Here is a 20,236-nt window from a genome sequence, read left to right as displayed (position 1 = left end):
CGCGTACCTCGGGTGCGGCACCGGCACACCGCCGGTGAGGTGTTACCGTGGAATCCCGTGGATCGCGTGATCACTTGGCTGATCGGCACGGCGGTCTGCACGACCGCGACGGACGACACGGGAGCAGGCCTTGGCCCCTTCAGCACGGACGACCAGGCACATTTTCGTCACCGGGGGCGTCGCCTCCTCGCTGGGTAAGGGCCTCACCGCCTCCAGCCTCGGCAACCTGCTCACCGCGCGCGGGCTGCGCGTGGTGATGCAGAAGCTCGACCCCTACCTCAACGTCGACCCGGGCACCATGAACCCGTTCCAGCACGGTGAGGTCTTCGTCACCGAGGACGGCGCCGAGACCGACCTCGACGTCGGCCACTACGAGCGGTTCCTGGACCGGGCGCTCTCCGGCAAGGCGAACGTCACCACCGGCCAGATCTACTCCGCGGTGATCGCCAAGGAGCGGCGCGGCGAGTACCTGGGCGACACCGTCCAGGTCATCCCGCACATCACCAACGAGATCAAGGCGCGGATCCTGGCCATGGCCGACCCGGACGACGACGGCCAGGTGCCGGACGTCGTGATCACCGAGGTCGGCGGCACGGTCGGCGACATCGAGTCGCTGCCGTTCCTCGAGGCGATCCGGCAGGTCCGCCACGACCTGGGCCGGGACAACTGCTTCTACCTGCACGTCTCGCTGGTGCCCTACCTGGCGCCCTCCGGCGAGCTGAAGACCAAGCCGACCCAGCACTCGGTGGCCCAGCTGCGCAGCATCGGCATCCAGCCGGACGCGTTGGTGCTGCGCTGCGACCGGGACATCCCGGACAAGGTCAAGCAGAAGCTCTCGCTCTACTGCGACGTCGACCGGGAGGCGGTCACCGCCGCCCCGGACGCGCCGAGCATCTACGACATCCCGAAGGTGCTGCACCGGGAAGGGCTGGACGCGTACGTGGTGCGCCGGCTCGGCCTCTCCTTCCGGGACGTGGACTGGAGCAGCTGGGACGACCTGCTGGACCGGGTGCACCAGCCCCGGCACACGGTCACCGTCGCGCTGGTCGGCAAGTACGTCGACCTGCCCGACGCGTACCTGTCGGTCAGCGAGGCGATCCGGGCGGCCGGCTTCGGCCACCGGGCCCGGGTGCAGCTGCGCTGGGTGCCCAGCGACGACTGCGTCACCCCGTCCGGCGCGGCGGCCGCCCTGGCCGGCGTCGACGGCGTCGTCATTCCCGGCGGGTTCGGCGTGCGCGGCATCGAGGGCAAGATCGGCGCGGCCCGTTTCGCCCGGGAGAACGGCGTCCCGCTGCTCGGGCTCTGCCTCGGCCTGCAGTGCATGACCATCGAGGTGGCCCGGCACCTGGCCGGGCTGGACGGCGCCAACTCGCTGGAGTTCGACGAGGAGGCCAAGCACCCCGTCATCGCCACCATGGCCGACCAGGAGGACATCGTCGCCGGCAAGGGCGACCTGGGCGGCACCATGCGGCTCGGGGCGTACCCGGCGCGGCTCGCCGAGGGGTCGGTGGTCGCCGAGGCGTACGGCAGCACCGAGGTCAGCGAGCGGCACCGGCACCGGTACGAGGTGAACAACGCCTACCGGGACGCGCTGACCAAGGCCGGCCTGCATATCTCGGGCACCTCCCCGGACGGGCGGCTGGTCGAGTTCGTCGAGCTGGACCGGAGCATGCACCCGTTCTTCGTGGCCACCCAGGCGCATCCGGAGCTGAAGAGCCGGCCCACCCGGCCGCACCCGCTCTTCGCCGCGTTCGTGAAGGCGGCGGTGACCTACTCCGAGGCCGACCAGCTCCCGGTCGACCTGGAGGCGGCGGCGAACGCGGCCGCCCAGAACGGCGGCTCGGCCGCCGCCAAGGCGGCGTCCGCCTCGTGAGCGCGAGAAGTGAGCCGGGTCTGCGAGCCCCGCAGTCGCGAACCGAGGTGACGCCGTGAGCGCGAGGAGTGAGCCGGGTCTGCGAGCCCCGCGGTCGCGAATCGAGGTGACGCCGTGAGCGCGGTCGAGCACCGCTACCAGGTGCGCTCCCGCGAGGAGCGCTACCGGGGGCGGATCTTCGACGTGGTCAGCGAGGAGGTGACCATGCCGGGCGGTGGCACCGCGGTGCGCGACTACGTCCGGCACGTCGGGGCGGTGGCCGTGGTGGCGCTCGACGCCGCCGGCCAGGTGGTGCTGATCCGGCAGTACCGGCACCCGGTCGGGCGGCACCTGTGGGAGCTGCCCGCCGGGCTGACCGACGTCACCGGCGAGGACCTGGCCGCCGCGGCGGCCCGGGAGCTGGCCGAGGAGGTCGACCTCGTCGCCGGGCAGCTGGACGTGCTGGTCGACCTGCACAGCTCGCCGGGCTTCACCAACGAGCTGGTCCGGGTCTTCCTGGCCCGCGAGCTGACCGACGTGCCGGCGGAGTCGCGGCACGAGCGCCGCGACGAGGAGGCCGACCTGCAGGTGGTCCGGCTGGACCTGGACGAGGCGGTCGGCATGGTGCTGGCCGGCGAGATCACCAACGCGTCCTGCGTCGCCGGTCTGCTCGCCGCGGCCCGGGCCCGGGACGCCGGCTGGTCGGTGCTGCGCCGGGCGGACGCACCGGTGCCAGGCTGAGCCCGGGACGTCGGGCCGGTCCACCGGCGGGGACGGGGAAAGGGGCCGTGCGGTACGCCGCACGGCCCCTTTCGTTGTCCCGGAGGTCGGGTCAGTCGCGCAGTGGGCGACCCTGCCCGTCGACGCCACCGTTGACCAGGATCAGGATGCCGTCGATGAGGCCCCAGATGCTGCCGAGGCCGCAGGTCACCAGGGTGACGACCAGCTGGATCACGCCGGTCTTGGTGTCGCCCATGTAGAAGCGGCCGACGCCGAAGCCGCCCAGCAGGATCTGCAGGACACCGGCGATCACCTTGCTCTTGTCGGAAACGCCCGCGGGGTAGCCGGGCTGGTAAGGAGGAGTGGTCATGAGGCGACACCTTAGTGATCGACTCTCGTCCTGTCCGCAGCGGTACCCAACGAGTGGGACGATAATGGACGAACACTGTCCTGACGGCTGAGGCGGCGTACCCCCGCCGGCCGAGGCGACGCCTGACACTTCGTCAGCGTCGGTGGTCACCGGATGTCACTGTGCTGGCCCCCGACGGCTGCTGACGCGCCTAGACTGCCGCCGGCGGGACCGGTGGACCGCGGTGGCAATGGGGCCGCCGTGGCACCGAGCAGTCGGGGGAGAGCGGCCCCGAAGGAAGGTGTCTGCATCGTGAAGGTCGGAATCCCCCGCGAGGTCAAGAACCACGAGTACCGGGTGGCGATCACGCCCGCGGGCGTCAACGAGTTCACCCGCCACGGCCACGAGGTCTTCGTCGAGTCGGGCGCGGGCGTCGGCTCCACCATCACCGACGACGAGTTCGCCGCCGCCGGCGCGAAGATCCTGGCCAGCGCCGACGAGGTCTGGGACGCCGCCGACCTGGTGCTCAAGGTCAAGGAGCCGATCGCCGAGGAGTACCACCGGATGCGCGAGGGGCAGGTGCTCTTCACCTACCTGCACCTGGCCGCGTCGAAGGAGTGCACCGACGCGCTGCTCGACCGCAAGGTCACCGGCATCGCGTACGAGACGGTCGAGCTGCCCGACCGGTCGCTGCCGCTGCTCGCCCCGATGTCCGAGGTGGCCGGCCGGCTCGCCCCGCAGGTCGGCGCCTTCTACATGATGCGTACCGGGGGTGGCCGCGGGGTGCTGCCCGGCGGCGTCTCCGGCGTGTACGCGGCCAAGACCGTGGTCATCGGCGCCGGCGTCTCCGGCATGAACGCCGCCGCCATCGCCCTCGGCCTGCAGTCCGAGGTGCTGCTGCTGGACAAGAACGTCGCCCGGCTGCGCCAGGCCGACGCCATCTACCGGGGCCACCTGCAGACGGTCGCCTCCAACGCGTACGAGATCGAGCGGGCTGTGCTGGACGCGGACCTGGTCATCGGCGCGGTGCTGGTGCCCGGCGCGAAGGCGCCCAAGCTCATCTCCAACGAGCTGGTCTCCCGGATGAAGCCGGGCAGCGTGCTCGTCGACATCGCCATCGACCAGGGCGGTTGCTTCGAGGACTCGCGCCCCACCACGCACGCCGACCCGGTCTACCGGGTGCACGAGTCGATCTTCTACTGCGTGGCGAACATGCCCGGCGCGGTGCCGAACACCAGTACCTACGCGCTGACCAACGTCACCCTTCCGTACGCCCTGGAGCTGGCCAACCACGGCTGGCGCGAGGCGCTGCGCCGCGACCCGGCGCTGGCGCTCGGCCTGAACACCCACGCCGGCCAGGTCACCTACGGCCCGGTCGCCGAGGCGCACGGCATGGACGTCCTCCCGCTGGACGACGTGCTGGTCTGAGAGGCGGCGGGCTGACCGGAACACCGGACGGGGCCGGCGCGGGCACGCAGCCCGCGCCGGCCCTGTGCCGCGCCGTGCGCGGCTACCTCGACCACCTCACGGTCGAGCGTGGACTGTCCGCGAACACCCTGGCGTCGTACCGCCGGGATCTCGACCGCTACCTCGCCACGCTGGCCGCGGCGGGCGTCGCTGACCTCGCCGCCGTCGACCCCGGCCTGGTCGAGTCGCACCTGGCGCGGCTGCGCGCCGGCGAGGACGGCCATCCGCCGCTGGCGGTCTCCTCCGCGGCCCGGGCCGCCAGCGCGGTGCGCGGCCTGCACCGCTTCGCGGTGCGCGAGGGGCTGGCCGGGGCCGACCCGAGCCGCGACGTGCGCCCGCCCACCCCGCCGCGCCGGCTGCCCCGGGCGCTGCCCGTCGACGACGTGGTGCGGCTGCTGGAGACGGCCGGCCCGGTGGCCGCCACCGGCGACGGCGCGCCGCTCGCGCTGCGCGACCGGGCGCTGCTGGAGTTCCTGTACGGCACCGGGGCGCGGATCTCCGAGGCGGTCGGCGCCGCGGTGGACGACCTCGACCCGGCCGAGGGGACCGCCCTGCTGCGCGGCAAGGGCGGGCGCACCCGGCTGGTGCCGATCGGCGGGTACGCGGTCGAGGCGCTGCGCGCCTACCTGGTGCGGGCCCGGCCCGCGCTGGCCGCCGCCGGCCGGGGCACCCCGGCGGTCTTCCTCAACGCCCGCGGTGGGGCACTGTCCCGGCAGGGCGCCTGGACCATCCTGCGCCGCGCGGCGCAGCGGGCCGGCCTGCCGGTCGACGGCCCGCAGGCGGTCTCCCCGCACACTCTGCGCCACTCGTACGCCACCCACCTGCTCGACGGCGGCGCGGACGTGCGGGTGGTGCAGGAACTGCTCGGCCACGCCTCGGTCACCACCACCCAGGTCTACACGCTGGTCACTGTCGAGCGGCTGCGCGAGGTGTACGCCACCGCCCACCCCCGCGCCCGCGGCTGACCCCGCCCCCGATCACGACCCGCGCCCGTCACCCCGCCCTGAGAGCCGCGCACTTACCGAGAAGGAGTGGCCACTCCGACCGGGTTGGCCACTCCTTCGGTGAACGGGCGGCCGCCGGTCCGCCCGGGGTGGCGGCAAGGGCGGCGGCCGACACGCCGAGCGGGTGCCGAACGCCCTGCTGGCCGGTGGCGTACAGTCGGCATCGGCGCGGACCTGGCGGGGCGATGCGACCGGGGTGCGCAGCGGCGCCGCGAAGGACGTCGGTCGGCTCCGACGCCGGGTGGTCGTCGGGAGGGGGCAACGAGGACATGGCTGGCAACGGTGACCGTGCCGAGACGTGGACGTCGGAGCTCCGCGAGCAGCAGGCCGCGCTCGGCAACGACCTGGGCCCGGCGGATCCGGCCGCCTACACGATGCGCAAGCCGATCCCCGAGCCGATGCCGACCGATCGGCACGGGCCGGCCCGGATCATCGCGATGGCCAACCAGAAGGGCGGGGTCGGCAAGACCACCACGACCATCAACCTGGGCGCGGCGCTGGCCGAGTACGGCCGCAAGGTGCTGCTGGTCGACTTCGACCCGCAGGGCGCGCTCTCGGTCGGGCTGGGGGTCAACCCGCACAACCTCGACCTGTCCGTCTACAACCTGCTCATGCAGGACGACGTCACGGCCGACGACGTACTGATCAAGACCGACGTGGCCGGGCTGCACCTGCTGCCCGCCAACATCGACCTCTCCGCCGCCGAGATCCAGCTGGTCAACGAGGTCGCCCGGGAGATGGCCCTGGCCCGGGTGCTCAAGTCGGTCCGCAAGGAGTACGACTTCATCCTGATCGACTGCCAGCCCTCGCTGGGCCTGCTGGCGATCAACGCGCTGACCGTCGCGCACGGCGTGCTCATCCCGCTGGAGTGCGAGTTCTTCAGCCTGCGCGGCGTCGCGCTGCTGCTGGACACCATCGACAAGGTCCGCGAGCGGCTCAACTTCGACCTGGAGCTCGAGGGCATCCTGGCCACCATGTACGACAGCCGCACCACCCACTGCCGCCAGGTGCTGCAGCGGGTGGTGGAGGCGTTCGGCGACAAGGTCTACCAGACCGTCATCACCAAGACCGTCAAGTTCCCCGAGTCGACCGTCGCCGGCGCCCCGATCACCACGCTCGACCCGGCCTCGTCCGGTGCCCGCAACTACCGGCAGCTGGCCCGTGAGGTGATCGCCGCCCAGGCGGAGCGGTAGCCCGGAGTGCACCACCAGAGCGCCGGGCCGTGCCGGCCGTGGACTACGGTCGTCCGGTGACCGCGCCGCCCCTCGACCCGCCCTCCGCGCCGGAGCAGCGGCCAGCCGCTGCCGCCAGCCCTGGCGCCGCCGTGGCCGGGGACCCCGCCAGCGATGCCCCAGCAGGGAGTGACGGCGCGTTCGTGGCCGGCGGCGGCGCTGCGGCGGCCACCGACGACACCGCGGCGGTCGGCGGCGCGGCGGCGACCGACGACACCGCGGCGGTCGGCGGCGCGGCGGCGACCGGCGACGGCAGCCCGGCGGACAGCGGTGGCGTTTCGGCGGCCGGCGACGGCGGCCCGGCGGGCGGCGATGGTGCGGCGGCGGAGGACGCGCCCGAGGGCGGCGGGTTCACCGTCCGGCTGGCGAACTTCACCGGCCCGTTCGACCTGCTCCTGCAGCTGATCGGCAAGCACAAGCTGGACGTCACCGAGGTGGCGCTGCACCGGGTCACCGACGAGTTCATCGCGTACATCCGGGCCATGGGCGACCAGTGGGACCTGGACGAGGCCAGCGAGTTCCTGCTCATCGCCGCCACCCTGCTCGACCTGAAGGCGGCCCGGCTGCTGCCCGCCGCCGAGGTCGAGGACGAGGAGGACCTGGCCCTGCTGGAGGCCCGGGACCTGCTCTTCGCCCGGCTGTTGCAGTACAAGGCGTACAAGGAGGCGGCGGCGCACATCGCCGCGCTGGAGGAGGTCGGCGGCCGCCGCTACCCACGGGCGGTCACCCTGGAGCCCCGCTACGCCGAGGCGCTGCCCGAGCTGGTGCTCGGCATCGGTCCGCAGCGGCTGCTCAAGCTGGCGATCCGGGCGATGACCCCGAAGCCGGTGCCGGAGGTCTCCATCGCCCACGTGCACATGGTCCGGGTCAGCGTCCGGGAGCACGCGGCGATCATCACCGAGCGGCTGCGCCGCGCCGGCACGGCCAGCTTCTCCCTGCTCTGCGCCGACTGCGACGCCACCCTCGAGGTGGTGGCCCGGTTCCTGGCGTTGTTGGAGCTCTACCGGGAGGGCCTGGTCGCGTTCGTCCAGGAGCAGGCCCTGGAGGAGCTGACCGTACGCTGGACGGGTCCCGCCGAGGGCGGCCCGGACCTGCACATCGACGAGTACGCCGGCACCCCGGCCGAGGACGCCGGCGCCCCCGCCAGAGACGCGGGCGCCGATGCTGGGGACACCGGCGCCGCCGGTGCAGACGTCGGCGCCGCCGGTGTGGACGCGCCGGCACGGAGCGAGGAGGGACCGCGATGAGCAACGAGGAGCGCCCCGACTCCCTGGCCGACCAGGCCGCCGCCTGGGTGCCGCCCTGGCAGCGCCCGCCGGCCGCCCGGCCGACCTCGCCGCCGGCCGAGGACTCCACCCCACCCGCCGCCGAGGAGCCGTCCCCGCCGCCGGCCGAGTCCGCCGCGCCGACCGCCGCCGAGCGGCCCTCGCCGGCCGACGAGCCGACCCCGTCGCCCGCGCCCGTCGCAGATCTTGGACACGAAGGGCCCCCGGAGGGGCCGATCACGTCCACGATCTCCGGGGAGGCCGCGTCGGCGTCCGAAGGGGCCGCGTCGGTGTCCGCGGAGGCCGGGTCGGCGTCCGGAGGGACCGCGTCGACCGTCGCGGAGGCCACGTCTGCTGAGGGTGGCGAGGCGGTGGCGGGGGTGCCGCTTCCGGAGCCGGAAGTCGGGCCGGTCGCGGGGGAGAGCGGCGCTGCCGGCGTACCGGAGAGGCGCGGGCGGCGGCGGGCGGCGCCGGAGCCGGCGCCCGAGCTGGACGACGCCGAGCTGCGCGGAGCGTTGGAGGCCATCCTGCTGGTGGTCGACGAGCCGGTCAGCGAGCTGACCCTGGCCGACGTGCTGGAGCAGCCGGTCGAGCGGATCGGCCCGATGCTGGACGAGATCGCCGCCGGCTACACCGCGGCCGGGCACGGCTTCGAGCTGCGCCGGGCCGCCGGCGGGTGGCGGCTCTACACCCGCCCGGAATACGCGGCCTACGTCGAGCGGTTCGTGCTGGACGGGCAGTCCGTCCGGCTGACCCAGGCCGCGCTGGAGACCCTGGCCGTGGTCGCCTACAAGCAGCCGGTCACCCGCTCGCGGATCTCCGCGATCCGCGGTGTGAACTGCGACGGGGTGATCCGTACCCTGGTCTCCCGCGGGCTGGTCGAGGAGTGCGGCACCGAACCGGACAGCGGGGCGTTCCTGTACCGGACGACCACGATGTTCCTGGAGAAGCTCGGCTTGAACAGCCTCGACGACCTGCCGCCGCTCGCCCCGTTCCTGCCCGACGACGTAGAAGAGCTTGCCGATGCCACGCGATGACCGTGCCCCCCGACCCGACGCGCCGGTGTACACCGGTGCCGAGCGCCTGCAGAAGGTGCTGGCCGCCGCCGGTGTCGGGTCCCGCCGCGCCTGCGAGGACCTGATCTTCCGGCGCCGGGTGACGGTGAACGGCAGGGTCGCGCAACTGGGCGACAAGGTCGACCCGACGACCGCGGTGATCGAGGTGGACGGCGAGCGGCTGGTCGCCGACACCCGCCTGGTCTACCTGGCGATGAACAAGCCGCGCGGGGTGGTCTCCACGATGGCCGACGAGAAGGGCCGGACCGCGCTGGCCGACTTCCTCGGCAACCGGGTGGAGCAGCGCGTCTACCACGTCGGGCGGCTCGACGCGGACAGCGAGGGGCTGCTGCTGCTCACCAACGACGGCACCCTCGCGCACCGGCTGATGCACCCCTCCTACGGGGTGCAGAAGACGTACCTGTGTGAGGTCGCCGGGCCGATCCCGCGCAACCTGGGCAAGCGGCTGATGGCCGGGGTGGAGCTGGAGGACGGCCCGGCCCGGGTCGACGCGTTCCGGGTGGTGGACACCCTGGGACGGACCGCCCAGGTGGAGCTGACCCTGCACGAAGGGCGCAAGCACATCGTCCGGCGGCTGCTGGCCGAGGTCGGGCACCCGGTGTCCCGGCTGGTGCGTACCTCGATCGGGCCGATCCGGCTGGGTGACCTGCGCGCCGGGCGTACCCGCCGGCTCACCAACGCCGAGGTGGCCGCGCTGTTCAAGGCGGTGGGTGACTGACCCCGTCGTTCGGGGTACGGCAGCCGGTAGGCTCCGTGACGGCCGCCGGCGCGCTGGGCGCGTGGGCGCGGATGGCGCGCGGCGGCAGGGCAGGTGGCCCGATGCCGGGCCGCGGGCATGATTGACGATGGAACGACCGCTCACGGCGCCGCGACCGGCGACCCGTGAGGTACGGGCTGAGGAGGACGACGGTGGAGGAAAACGTACGGACCGGGCGCTGCGTGGTCGCTGTGGACGGGCCGTCCGGTTCGGGTAAGTCCACCGTCTCGCGCCGGCTCGCCGCCGGCCTCGGTGCCCGCTACCTGGACACCGGGGCGATGTACCGGGCGATCACGTGGGCGGTGCTGCGCTCCGGGGTCGACCTGGCCGACGCCGAATCGGTGGCCAAGGTCGCCGGCGAGGTCGACCTGCGCATCGGCACCGACCCCCAGGGGTACGGCGTGACCGCCGACGGGGTGAACGTGGACGCCGAGATCCGTGGCCCCGAGGTGACCGCGGCGGTGTCCGCCGTCGCCGCCGTGCCGGCGGTGCGGGCGCTGCTCGTCGCCCGGCAGCGGGAGATGATCCTCAACCACGGCCGGATCGTGGTCGAGGGTCGGGACATCGGCTCGGTGGTGGCGCCGGACGCCGACCTGAAGGTGTACCTGACCGCGTCCGAGGCGGCCCGGGCCGCCCGGCGCAGCGCCGAGGACGCCACCGACGTGGCCGCCACCGCCGCCGACCTGGCTCGCCGGGACCGGCTGGACTCCACCCGCAAGGTGAACCCGTTGCAGCAGGCCCCGGACGCGGTCGTGCTGGACACCACCGAGCTGGGCATCGACGAGGTCGTGGCGCGGCTGCGCGCGCTGCTCACCGAGCGGGGAGTGGCGTGACCGAGAGCGAAGGCTGGGTAGAGCTGCGGGAACCGGACCTCGACACCGAGGAGCAGCCCGGTCCGCAGCCGGTGGTGGCCGTGGTCGGCCGCCCCAACGTGGGCAAGTCGACCCTGGTGAACCGGATCATCGGCCGCCGGCAGGCGGTCGTCGAGGACGTGCCCGGGGTGACCCGCGACCGGGTCCCGTACGACGCGCAGTGGGCCGGCCGGCAGTTCACCGTGGTGGACACCGGCGGTTGGGAGCCGGACGCCCGGGACCGGGCGGCGGCGATCGCGGCGCAGGCCGAGGCGGCGGTGGCCACCGCGGACGTGGTGCTCTTCGTGGTCGACGCGGTGGTGGGCTCCACCGACGTGGACGAGGCGGCGGTGCGGATGCTGCGGCGCAGCGCCAAGCCGGTGATCCTGGTGGCGAACAAGGCGGACAACACGGCGATCGAGATGGAGGCCACCTCGCTGTGGTCGCTCGGCCTCGGTGAGCCGCACGCGGTGTCGGCGCTGCACGGCCGCGGCTCCGGTGAACTGCTGGACGCGATCATGGACGCGCTGCCGGAGGCTCCGAAGATCGTGGAGCACCGGCCCCGCGGCCCGCGCCGGGTGGCGCTGGTCGGTCGGCCGAACGTGGGCAAGTCGAGCCTGCTCAACCGCTTCTCGGGGGAGGAGCGGGCGGTGGTCGACGCGGTCGCCGGGACCACGGTGGACCCGGTGGACAGCCTGGTCGAGATCGGCGGGGAGACCTGGCAGCTGGTGGACACCGCCGGGCTGCGCAAGCGGGTCGGCAAGGCCAGCGGCACCGAGTACTACGCCAGCCTGCGTACCGCGTCGGCGATCGAGGCCGCTGAGGTGGCGGTGGTGCTGCTCGACGCCAGTGAGGTGATCAGCGAGCAGGACCAGCGGATCCTGTCCATGGTCACCGACGCCGGCCGGGCGCTGGTGATCGCCTTCAACAAGTGGGACCTGGTCGGCGCCGACCGCCGGTACTACCTGGACAAGGAGATCGAGCGCGAGCTGCGCCGCATCCCGTGGGCGATCCGGCTCAACCTGTCGGCCAGGACCGGCCGGGCGGTCGACAAGCTCGCCCCGGCGTTGCGCAAGGCGTTGGCCAGCTGGGAGACCCGGGTGCCGACCGCGCAGCTCAACGCGTGGCTGACCGCCTTGGTGCAGGCCACCCCGCACCCGGTGCGAGGTGGGCGGGCGCCGAAGATCCTCTTCGCCACCCAGGCGGGGGTGGCACCGCCGCGGTTCGTGCTCTTCACCACGGGTCCGCTGGACGCCGGTTACCAGCGCTTCGTCGAGCGCAAGCTCCGCGAGGAGTTCGGCTTCGAGGGCAGTCCGATCGAGATTTCCGTACGCCCGCGCAAGAAGCTCGGCCCCGGCGGCCGCGGCAAGGCGCACGGCTGACGCGTCCGTTCCCGGGTGGGGCTTCCATCCGGGGCGGACGCTCGTCCGTGAGTGCGGCCCATGACATCTCTTCGGGCCGGGGCCGCCCGCGCGGCCCCGGGCGTGTCCTGCCGGACCGCCGGCTTGCCCCGCGAGCGTGATACCGCAGAGTCATTTTGATGACTCTGCGGTATCGCTGCTTCCGGGAACCCACCCGCGGCTCGGGAGATCGGCATCCACGACGACTTCGACATCGAGAAGCTGCGGGGCCGGTCCGGCGAGCCGACCCGGTGCGACCGCCGCCACTCTTTCGCCGCCTGCCCGGATGGCCCGAGCAGAGAACCCGAAACTCGCGTACCGGTGGCTCCGCAAGAGATCAAGCTCATCGAAGCCCGGCGTCAGGGAAGCGGCCCCCTATCCTCCTAGGAAGCTCTACGCGAGGTGAGGCGGGCGGCACGTTCGTGGGCCGGGAGGGGCGTGTGCGGGCCGCGGGAAGATCTGCGCTAAGCTGTACCGGCTGTCGCGGGGGAAATCGCGCGGTGGCATCGGGACGTGGCGCAGCTTGGTAGCGCACTTGACTGGGGGTCAAGGGGTCGTCGGTTCGAATCCGGCCGTCCCGACAAAAGGAAAGCCCTGACCAGCGGAAACGCGGTCAGGGCTTTGACTTTCTTCTATGAGGTTTTGAACCGCCCCCCGAAAACCCCCCGTTTACCGGATACGGCAACCACGTTTGTCATCGCTGTGCATCGTTGTGTGCTGGGGATGTGGGTGCTCCGTCCGCGTTGGCGGCGAGGCGTTCGAGGACGTCGGAGACGTCCGGGGCTCGGACGGGCTTGGCGATGTAGTAGGTCGTGGTGATCTCTTCGCTGGAGTGTCCAAGCTGTGCTGCGGCGCTTTGGGTGTCGGTCTCCTCCTTGATGAGGGTGGCGACGGTTTTGCGAAAGGTGTGTGGGGTGACCCAGTCGAGGTCGGTGTCGGCGCGGGCCTGGCGCCACTGGCGGCGGACGTTGTTGGGGGAGAGCCAAGTGCCGCATCGGGAGACAAAGATGGCGTCGTGTGGATTGTCGGCGGCGGCGAGTTTGCGAGCCATGAGCATGCCGACCGCGAATCGGGGCAGGACGAGCATTCGGTAGCCGGCGTTGCTCTTGGTCCAGGGTTGCCGGAAGATGCCGTGACCTTTGACGTAGACCAGCGTGCCGCAGATCGTCAGGGTGGGGCGTTCGGCGGCGAGGTTCAGGTCCTCCCAGCGCAGGGCGAGGACCTCACCGATGCGGGCACCAGTGGCGAGCATGAGGTCGACGATGTCGGCCAGGTCGCCGGTGTGCCGTGGTCCGGGTTTGCCGGGGACGGGTTGCTGCCAGTCGCGGATCGCCGTGCGGACGGCCTGAAGGTGTTCGTCGGTGAGGGCGACAACCGTGCGGCGGGGTTTGCGTAGCCGGCCGGTGTCGCGTACGGGGTTGCTCGGGATTGCGCCGTGCCGGACGGCCAGTGCGAACATCTGGCCGAGGGCGACCTTGACGCCTTTGGCGGTCGAGGGGCGGTCCTTGGCGATGTCTCGCAGGAACCGATCCAGTCGTCCGACGCTGGCCTCGCGGATGCGGAGGTTGCCCAGGGCGGGCAGGATGGTGGTGCGCAGGCTGGCCTGGTACCGGTGGATCGTTTGCGGTGCGATCCGTTCCTCGGCGGTGATTTCCTCGATCCAGAGTTCGGCCAGTGCGCTGACGCGGGTCTCCCGGGTGATCTCGTCGTCATTTGGGGTGCTGCGGTCGCGGAGCTTGACCTTCAACGCCCGGACGGCGGCCGGGCCGGTAGTGTCGGTGACCTCGATGTCGCGGGTTACGCCGTCGTAGTCACGGAACCGGACTCTGGCGCGGAACCGGCTAGGACCGAGCTTCTCGGTGCGGATCTTGCCGGACGTGCCGATGGGCAGTTCAGGACGGGCCATGGCTTATCGCTCCGAATCGGTGTGTTCGTCGAGCCAGCGTTCGACCTCGCTGCGCCGGTAGCGCAGCGTGTTGCCCACGCGGATGGCGCGCGGTCCTTTGCCTCGGCTGTGCCAGGCGTAGAGGGTGTTCTTGGGCTTGCCCAGCCAGGCGGCAAGGTCATCGATGGTCAGGAGCGGATCTGGCCGCCATTCGGAGGCGGTCGGGCCGGTCATCGCCGGCCTACCTTGGCGGTACCGGGTCGCCGGCGCGGCCCGGCGCGGCCGGCGGACTGCCGGCGACCGGTGGCATCTGACGGCCTGAATCCGTGGGCGGGTGGGGGGTGAGGCGGGCATGGATCAGGTGTCCTTTCGGGGCCCCAGCCTGGCCGGGACCACGGGTGGATGGCGCTGCCGCCGCGATGCACGGCCGCGCGGAATGTCTGCTGTGGACGTCCATCCACCCGTTGCGGCCCCACGGTGTCAAGCCTGCCGTTGATCTCTGTGGTGGTGAGACTCTGTGACCCGTGCGGGCGGGCATCCTTGCGCTGACCCTTCAGAGCTGCGCGTGGATGAGGGGCGGTTGCGAAGCCTCCGCCGGATGGTGAGATATGGCGTGACTTTGTAGAGGGCTCGGGCGCGTAGGAGCGCGTTGACCTGGCCGTAGCGCTCGTTCGCCCGGTCTGATCAAGATCGGTGTAGATCCGGAGTTTCGGAAGCGTTCCCATGGCGAGTGGCCTTTCGGTAGAGGTGAAGGTGAGGGTGCTCGGGTGACGCTGGCTGCAATGCACGATCGGCAGGAGCGCGGGTGTCTCCAGCGCGGGCCGGTTGGGGAGTTCGAAACCGATGTGCTGCCCGTACTGACAGGCGTCGAGCCGGGGTCGGTCTGACCAGGGCGAAGGCATTTGACGCCGTACTTCGGATTCCTGAGTTGCGGCACAAGATGGCGCACCAACGTTGACGGCAGTGGCGATGAGTGGCCGCTGGATGAGGTGAACCGACCACGCGGGCACGAGGACGCCTGGCTTCGGATCCCGCCGGCGGAGGTGGAGGCCGGGCAGTTGTCCGCGGGTTGGACGGGTTAGCCGGCGACCTGCCGAAAGCTCGGGCCGGCGCCGCGAAACTACGCCGCGGCCTGTCCTGCCGATCACGGAAGGGGGTGGAGCCGACGCCGCCTTCGCCTGCGTCCCTTGGCTCTAGCCGTTGGCGCGATCGAGGAGGCGGTGCAGTGCCGTTGCCGTGGTGGGGAAGGCGAGTCGCAGGGTTTGTGCGGTGAGTCGGATGCCCCACCAGGTGAGTGCGATGAGGTAGCCGATGGTCAGGGCGGTGGTGGTGTCGTGGGTGAAGACGAGGGCGTAGCCGATGGCCAGGCCGGGTGCGGTGATGGTGCGGATGGTGCGGCTTCGGCTGGCGGTCAGGGCCGTGGCCACGCCGACGAGTGCCGCTCCGGCGCTGCCGGCGAGGCCGGGCATGCCGGTCAGGTCGACGGGGGTGGTGAGGGTCAGTGCTGCCCGCATGAGGAAGATTCCGGCGGTGGCGATGGCCACGTGGGTGATCGCTGGGCGGGTCAGCGCCAGCCAGGCCGGCAGGGCGTCGGTGGGGATCCGGGGCGCGATGGTGGCGATGACAGCGGCGCAGGCGGCCAGTGGTAGGGCGCCACCGAGGGTCCACTTCAGGTACGGGGTGTAGTCGTAATGGACCGCGGTGCCGGTGGCGAGGCCGTAGAGGGCTGCGGCGACCGCGCCGCCGACGGCGGCGGTGAAGTATCCGCGGCGGATGAGGCTGCCTGTTGCCGGTTCGGGCGCCGAGGGCGTGGGCGGTCCAGCGAGCCAGGTGGTGGGGGCGAGATGCGCTACGGCGAAAGCGGTCAGCATCGCGAGCGCGCCGGCGGTGCCCAGTTGCGGCAGTGAGGTGCGCACACCGACGACCCGGAGCTGGACGGTGGTGATGTACGCGGTGAGGACCGCTTGAAGCAGGAGCGTGAGAGAGCAGGCGCCGATGATGAGGGCGCTGGTGAGGTCGCTGATGCGGAGCCGGACGCGGGGTAGTCGTGCGGACGCGGCACGGGGCGCCGGCCGGTGGGTGGCGGTGAGGTGCAGGGCCCCGTCGGCGAGGGCATGGGACTGGTCGATGAGAGTCGGCACGGTGCCGGTAGCTGCGGCGAGGCGGTCCGCCAGCCCCGGCAGACCGTGAGCTGACCTCAACACGACGCCGGCGAGGTGCTGCTTGTCCACGTCAGCCGTGTCGAGGAGTTCGCCGACTGCCTTGGGTACCTGATCGAGGAGGGGCTGCGCGGCGATCGAGACGTCGTCGCGGGTGATGACCGCGGGCTGGCGGGGCGCGGGCAGCAGGACCGGTGCCCGATCCTGTGTGGCAAGCAGATGCCGTGCGGTGCGGACGGCCTCCAAGAGGGCGTCACGTCCGTCTGCTTCGGCGTCGCCGGGCTGGCTGATCGCCGCTCGCAGCGGGTCGTTGTCAGCGGTTGCCGTCTGAACGACGCGGCGGGTCATGAGGTCGTCGAGGTCGTGGGCAAGCTCGATCTGCTGCGTCGCCAGTTCGCGGTAGCCATCGGCGACCGTCTGGAGGACGGTGAGGGCCGGGGGATGGCGGTCGGCCTGGCAGACGAGAAGGCACGAGGCTTCGGGCGCCGTGAGACCGAGCGTCTGGGCGTAGGAGGCCAGGGCGGCGGGCGCGGTGACCAGGGTGGGAGACGGTAGCCCGGATCGGGTGGCCGCTTCGGCTAGCTGTCCCCGACGACGTGGCCCCCAGCTCGCTGGAATGGTCACGGTGAGCTCGGTGATTGGCTCGCTGACGTGGTGAGCAGCGTAGTGGGCGATGTGCCGCAGCATGGTGGCGAGCAGCCCCACGGCGTCGAGGGGATCGGCCGCATCGGCGGGCTGCGTGGGCTTGCCGAGTAGGTCGGTCGGGTTGTCGACGACACGGTGGTCCGCCGGCAGGGGCCTTACGGCCGCCGTTTCGAGGCCGACGTACACCTGACCTGCAGGGCCTATGACGACGCCGGGTGGCATGACGAGTCGACCGTCGATGAGAACGGGAACCCGTACGCTCTGCCAACTGACCGTCGCGGCGATGGCCGACGAACTGAGATCCACGGACAACCTGACGCCCCCGCTTGGCATGAGGCGCAGTCTCGCCCGCCGGGGCGAGCAGCTTCAATTCCGACCCCCTCTGCGTGATCGTATGTGTGCGGATGGTGAGAATCCTTCTCGCCGGGATAGCTGGACATACCGAAGATCGTGTATGCGGGACGAGGACCCAATCGTGGAGGAGGGACAGGTGCCGCATACGCCACCGGACAGAGGCGACAAACTCGCCGAGTACGGCGCGCGAGCCACCATCCACCCTCCGCAAGACCCGCACCGGCGCGCTGTGCCGCTGTCGCGTTCCCTGGCCAGCGCCGCGCGGGCTGTCCTCAGTGCCGGCATCCTCCTGGCCGCGGCACCGGCACTGCTGTGGATGGCCGGCGGGAACCCCCTGCGGCGGCTGCCACACTCCTCGGAGATCCCTGACTGGTTCGCCCGCTCCAGCGGCCGATTCACCCCCGCTGTCCTCACCGGCGTCGCATTGTGGGCCCTGTGGCTGCTGTGGGGCGTGTTCGCGCTGCTCCTGCTCGCCGAGATCCTCGCCGCGGTGACCCGGTGGCGCATCCCCGTCCTCAGGCTCCCGGCCCCCCTTCACCGGCTCGTCTTCGGCCTGGCCGGTACCGCCGCGATCGCTGTCACCTCCGCCGGCTCCGTCGACCACACGGCGAACCGCGATCAGCCGACCACGCCCGCCGCCGCCACCGACCACGCCGACATTCCCCGGCAAGCCACCGCCCGCGGGGCCGCCATCATCCAGGTCGCCAACCAGCGCTACCACTACACCGTTGAGCGACACGACACCCTGTCCAAAATCGCCAACGAATGGCTTGGCGACGCGAACCGATGGCCGGAGATCTGCCGCCTGAACAAGCACCGCCACTTCCCCGGCGTCGGCGGCACCCTGCGCGACTGCGATCTCATCTACCCCGGCTGGGAACTTCGCCTACCCATCGACGCCCGCCCTCCGAACGCCGCCGAACCCCCGCGACCACCCAAGCCACCGTCCGACCAGCCGATGACACCGCCCTCATCGCCGAGCGTCGCCCCGGAGCCGACCGATCCCGCTGTGCCGCCACCGGCGGCCACGCAGCCTTCGGCAGCCCCGAGCACCTCGGCAGTGTCGCCGGCCTCCTCGCCAACGACCACCAGCCAAGCCCCACTGCCAGTCTCACCGACCGCCACCGACACACCCCATCCCATGCCGAGGACGGATGGACACGGTCTGCAGCTGTCACCCTCCACCTGGCTGCCGTGGTCACTCGCTGCCGCCATCAGCGCTGCCGCGGCAATGGTCTGGCTCCAACGCCGCCGTCGCTACACCGGCGACCCCGACGAGGACCCGCCAACCGAGCTACCTACACCGGTGGTCCAGATCCGCCGCGCCCTAGCCGCCCAACAACGCACCGAACCGAACCTAGGCGACGACGGCAGCGAGTCACCCGCCTATGTACCCGAGCTCGGGTCGTTGCCGCCCGGCGCAACCGGCATCACCGGCGACGGCAGCCACGCCGTCGCCCGCGCTGCCCTCGTCGCAGTCCTGGCCACCGGCGGCCCGCACCACCCCGACACGCGCGGGGTAGTCGTGATCGACGACACCACCCTCATCGCACTCCTCGGCCCCGACGCGACAGCTCTCCAACCATGGCCGCGGCTGCATGTCGCCGACGGTGTCGATGACGCGCTCACGGCGATCGAGGCCCGGCTACTGCACCGCAGCCGCATCCTCGACGAGCACACCGTGACCGACCTGGACGACCTGCGCCGGCAAGCCCTCGACGAGGAAAGGCTGCCACCGGTCATGCTCATCACCCAGACCCCACCCCCCGGTGCGCAGATGCGCGCGAAGACCGCTCTTACCCTCGGCGCCGACCTCGGCGTGTCCGCCCTCCTGCTCGGCGAGTGGCACCATGGCGCCACCGTTGACGTCACCCCGCACGGCCACACCACACTCGCATCCGGGACGGCGACGGAGCCCATCCCATCACGCCTGCCCGTGCTCGACGCCATCACCGCGCTCCAGATCCTCAACACCCTGCGAGAGGCGCAGACCGGCGAACGAAGCGCTCTCGCGTCATCCCAGGAATCCCGCGCGGCCGTGCCACTACAGCAGAGTCGGAACGGCACCGAGCCTTCCGGACAGCACATACCGCTCGCCTCACCTGCTCAGACCACCGCCATCGGCAAGGCACGACTGCGGGTGCTCGGGCCTCCACGGATCGAAGACATCAGCCAGCCCGGCCGGCCACTGCGCGCCAAAGCCCTCGAACTCGCCGTGTTCCTGGCCTGCCACCCCGACGGAGTCACCACCCGCGAGATCGGCGAATACCTCGAACCCGACGCCCGCATCAGCCAAGCCGACCAACGCGTGCACACCAACGCCAGCAACCTACGACACGTACTCGGCCGAGCCAGCACCTTCGACGCGAAAAACGCCTACGTCGTCAAGAGCGCCGGACGCTACCGCCTCGACCCAACCACCGTCGACGTCGACGTCTGGACCCTCCGCGACCTGCTGCGTACGGCCACCATCGCCACCGGCCCTCGCCGCCGCGAACTGCTCACCGCCGCCTGCGACCTCTACACAGCACCACTGGCAGACGGCCAAGACTACGAATGGCTCCAGCCGCACCGGGAAACCGTGCGCCGGTGGGGCATCGAAGCCCACCTGCTGCTGGCAGACGACCTCGTCGACACTGACCCACAGGGCGCATCCGACTTACTCGACAAGGCCATCGGGCTGGACCGCTACAACGAAGCCCTCTACACACGCGCCATGCACGTCCGCCACGCCCTCGGCGACGCCGACGGCATCCGCACCCTCCTGCGTGCCCTGACCAAAGCCCTGGCCGACCTCGACGCCGAACCCCAGGAAGCAACCATCACACTCGCCAGCCGGCTTCGGAGCAACCCTGCCAAGAAGTGAGCACCACTGCCTCCGGCGCGGAGCCAGCCACAGGCTGACACGATCTCGGAGGGACGGGCAGAGACCAACAGCGGCGGACAGCCATGACCGCGGTGGGCGGCCCGCGGGGCCGCCACTCCTTAGGGCGGGCGCGCGGCGCATCGACGGCCTGCCACAGCTCGGTATCCGGATCTGGCTCCCCTCGGTGTCAAGACACCGCCAGGAGTGGGGTTTTAAGCTGGTGTCGGCGGGTCCGGGAAGTGACTTCTCCGAAGAGCCGGCTTGGGGATGCGAGCTGGTCACGCTGGAGTCTGTAGTCGTTCCCCGGTGTCCTCCCGGGCCCGCCGCCATGGCGGCTGCGGCGTCGTTGATCAT

Annotated in this window: 15 protein-coding genes and 1 tRNA gene; 12 read left to right on the top strand and 4 right to left on the bottom strand. The window is 71.8% G+C overall.

What is annotated here, in order from left to right:
* The first annotated feature begins 130 nt into the window (after positions 1-130).
* Both GA0070609_RS17080 and GA0070609_RS17075 read left to right on the top strand, forming a co-directional pair.
* Entirely contained in the window at positions 131-1,873 is a 1,743-nt protein-coding gene (locus GA0070609_RS17080; RefSeq protein ID WP_088994698.1) for a CTP synthase, read from the top strand.
* Positions 1,874-1,987: 114 nt separating this feature from the next.
* The gene (locus GA0070609_RS17075) at positions 1,988-2,593 is read left to right on the top strand and encodes an NUDIX domain-containing protein (protein WP_088994697.1); all 606 of its coding nucleotides are present in this window, start codon (positions 1,988-1,990) and stop codon (positions 2,591-2,593) included.
* Between the two features lie 91 nt (positions 2,594-2,684).
* On the opposite strand, the gene GA0070609_RS17070 is transcribed toward GA0070609_RS17075, so the two are convergent.
* The gene (locus GA0070609_RS17070) at positions 2,685-2,942 is read right to left on the bottom strand and encodes a TM2 domain-containing protein (protein ID WP_088994696.1); all 258 of its coding nucleotides are present in this window, start codon (positions 2,940-2,942) and stop codon (positions 2,685-2,687) included.
* Between the two features lie 291 nt (positions 2,943-3,233).
* On the opposite strand from GA0070609_RS17070, the gene ald reads away from it, so the two are divergent.
* The 9 genes from ald (at position 3,234) to GA0070609_RS17025 (ending at position 12,554) form a co-directional block, all read left to right on the top strand.
* Positions 3,234-4,349 (top strand): alanine dehydrogenase, encoded by a 1,116-nt coding sequence (gene ald / locus GA0070609_RS17065; RefSeq protein ID WP_088994695.1) that lies wholly within the window; start codon positions 3,234-3,236, stop codon positions 4,347-4,349.
* Positions 4,350-4,360: 11 nt separating this feature from the next.
* The gene (locus tag GA0070609_RS17060; RefSeq protein ID WP_088997790.1) at positions 4,361-5,353 is read left to right on the top strand and encodes a site-specific tyrosine recombinase XerD; all 993 of its coding nucleotides are present in this window, start codon (positions 4,361-4,363) and stop codon (positions 5,351-5,353) included.
* A gap of 308 nt (positions 5,354-5,661) precedes the next feature.
* A complete protein-coding gene (locus tag GA0070609_RS17055) occupies positions 5,662-6,585 on the top strand; it encodes a ParA family protein (protein ID WP_088994694.1) in 924 nt (307 codons plus the stop codon).
* Positions 6,586-6,641: 56 nt separating this feature from the next.
* Positions 6,642-7,871: a segregation and condensation protein A gene (locus GA0070609_RS17050; protein WP_231928319.1), complete on the top strand. Its 1,230-nt coding sequence runs from the start codon at positions 6,642-6,644 to the stop codon at positions 7,869-7,871.
* A 254-nt stretch (positions 7,872-8,125) separates the two neighbouring features.
* A complete protein-coding gene (gene scpB, locus GA0070609_RS17045) occupies positions 8,126-8,926 on the top strand; it encodes an SMC-Scp complex subunit ScpB (RefSeq protein ID WP_408630671.1) in 801 nt (266 codons plus the stop codon).
* The gene (locus tag GA0070609_RS17040; RefSeq protein WP_088994692.1) at positions 8,913-9,683 is read left to right on the top strand and encodes a pseudouridine synthase; all 771 of its coding nucleotides are present in this window, start codon (positions 8,913-8,915) and stop codon (positions 9,681-9,683) included. The genes scpB and GA0070609_RS17040 overlap by 14 nt, the downstream gene beginning before the upstream one ends.
* Before the next feature lie 191 nt (positions 9,684-9,874).
* The gene (gene cmk, locus GA0070609_RS17035; protein WP_088994691.1) at positions 9,875-10,555 is read left to right on the top strand and encodes a (d)CMP kinase; all 681 of its coding nucleotides are present in this window, start codon (positions 9,875-9,877) and stop codon (positions 10,553-10,555) included.
* A complete protein-coding gene (gene der, locus GA0070609_RS17030) occupies positions 10,552-11,955 on the top strand; it encodes a ribosome biogenesis GTPase Der (protein ID WP_088994690.1) in 1,404 nt (467 codons plus the stop codon). Before cmk ends, der begins: the two co-directional genes overlap by 4 nt.
* A gap of 525 nt (positions 11,956-12,480) precedes the next feature.
* Positions 12,481-12,554, top strand: a tRNA-Pro gene (locus GA0070609_RS17025).
* 113 nt (positions 12,555-12,667) lie between these two features.
* Here the strand turns inward: GA0070609_RS17025 and GA0070609_RS17020 are convergent.
* From GA0070609_RS17020 to GA0070609_RS17010, 3 genes are all read right to left on the bottom strand, one after another.
* A complete protein-coding gene (locus GA0070609_RS17020; protein WP_088994689.1) occupies positions 12,668-13,879 on the bottom strand; it encodes a tyrosine-type recombinase/integrase in 1,212 nt (403 codons plus the stop codon).
* 3 nt (positions 13,880-13,882) lie between these two features.
* A complete protein-coding gene (locus GA0070609_RS17015; RefSeq protein ID WP_088994688.1) occupies positions 13,883-14,092 on the bottom strand; it encodes a helix-turn-helix transcriptional regulator in 210 nt (69 codons plus the stop codon).
* A 959-nt stretch (positions 14,093-15,051) separates the two neighbouring features.
* Complete coding sequence (locus GA0070609_RS17010; protein ID WP_157748228.1) at positions 15,052-16,968, bottom strand: Hsp70 family protein; 1,917 nt, start codon at positions 16,966-16,968, stop codon at positions 15,052-15,054.
* A gap of 169 nt (positions 16,969-17,137) precedes the next feature.
* Between GA0070609_RS17010 and GA0070609_RS17005 the strand changes: the two genes are divergently transcribed.
* Positions 17,138-19,882: a LysM peptidoglycan-binding domain-containing protein gene (locus GA0070609_RS17005; RefSeq protein ID WP_231928318.1), complete on the top strand. Its 2,745-nt coding sequence runs from the start codon at positions 17,138-17,140 to the stop codon at positions 19,880-19,882.
* Positions 19,883-20,236: the final 354 nt, after the last annotated feature.

This window comes from Micromonospora echinaurantiaca (assembly GCF_900090235.1).
In the GTDB taxonomy this organism is placed as follows: domain Bacteria; phylum Actinomycetota; class Actinomycetes; order Mycobacteriales; family Micromonosporaceae; genus Micromonospora; species Micromonospora echinaurantiaca.
Note: the sequence above shows the minus strand (reverse complement) of the source record. Positions and strands in the feature narration are given on the sequence as shown.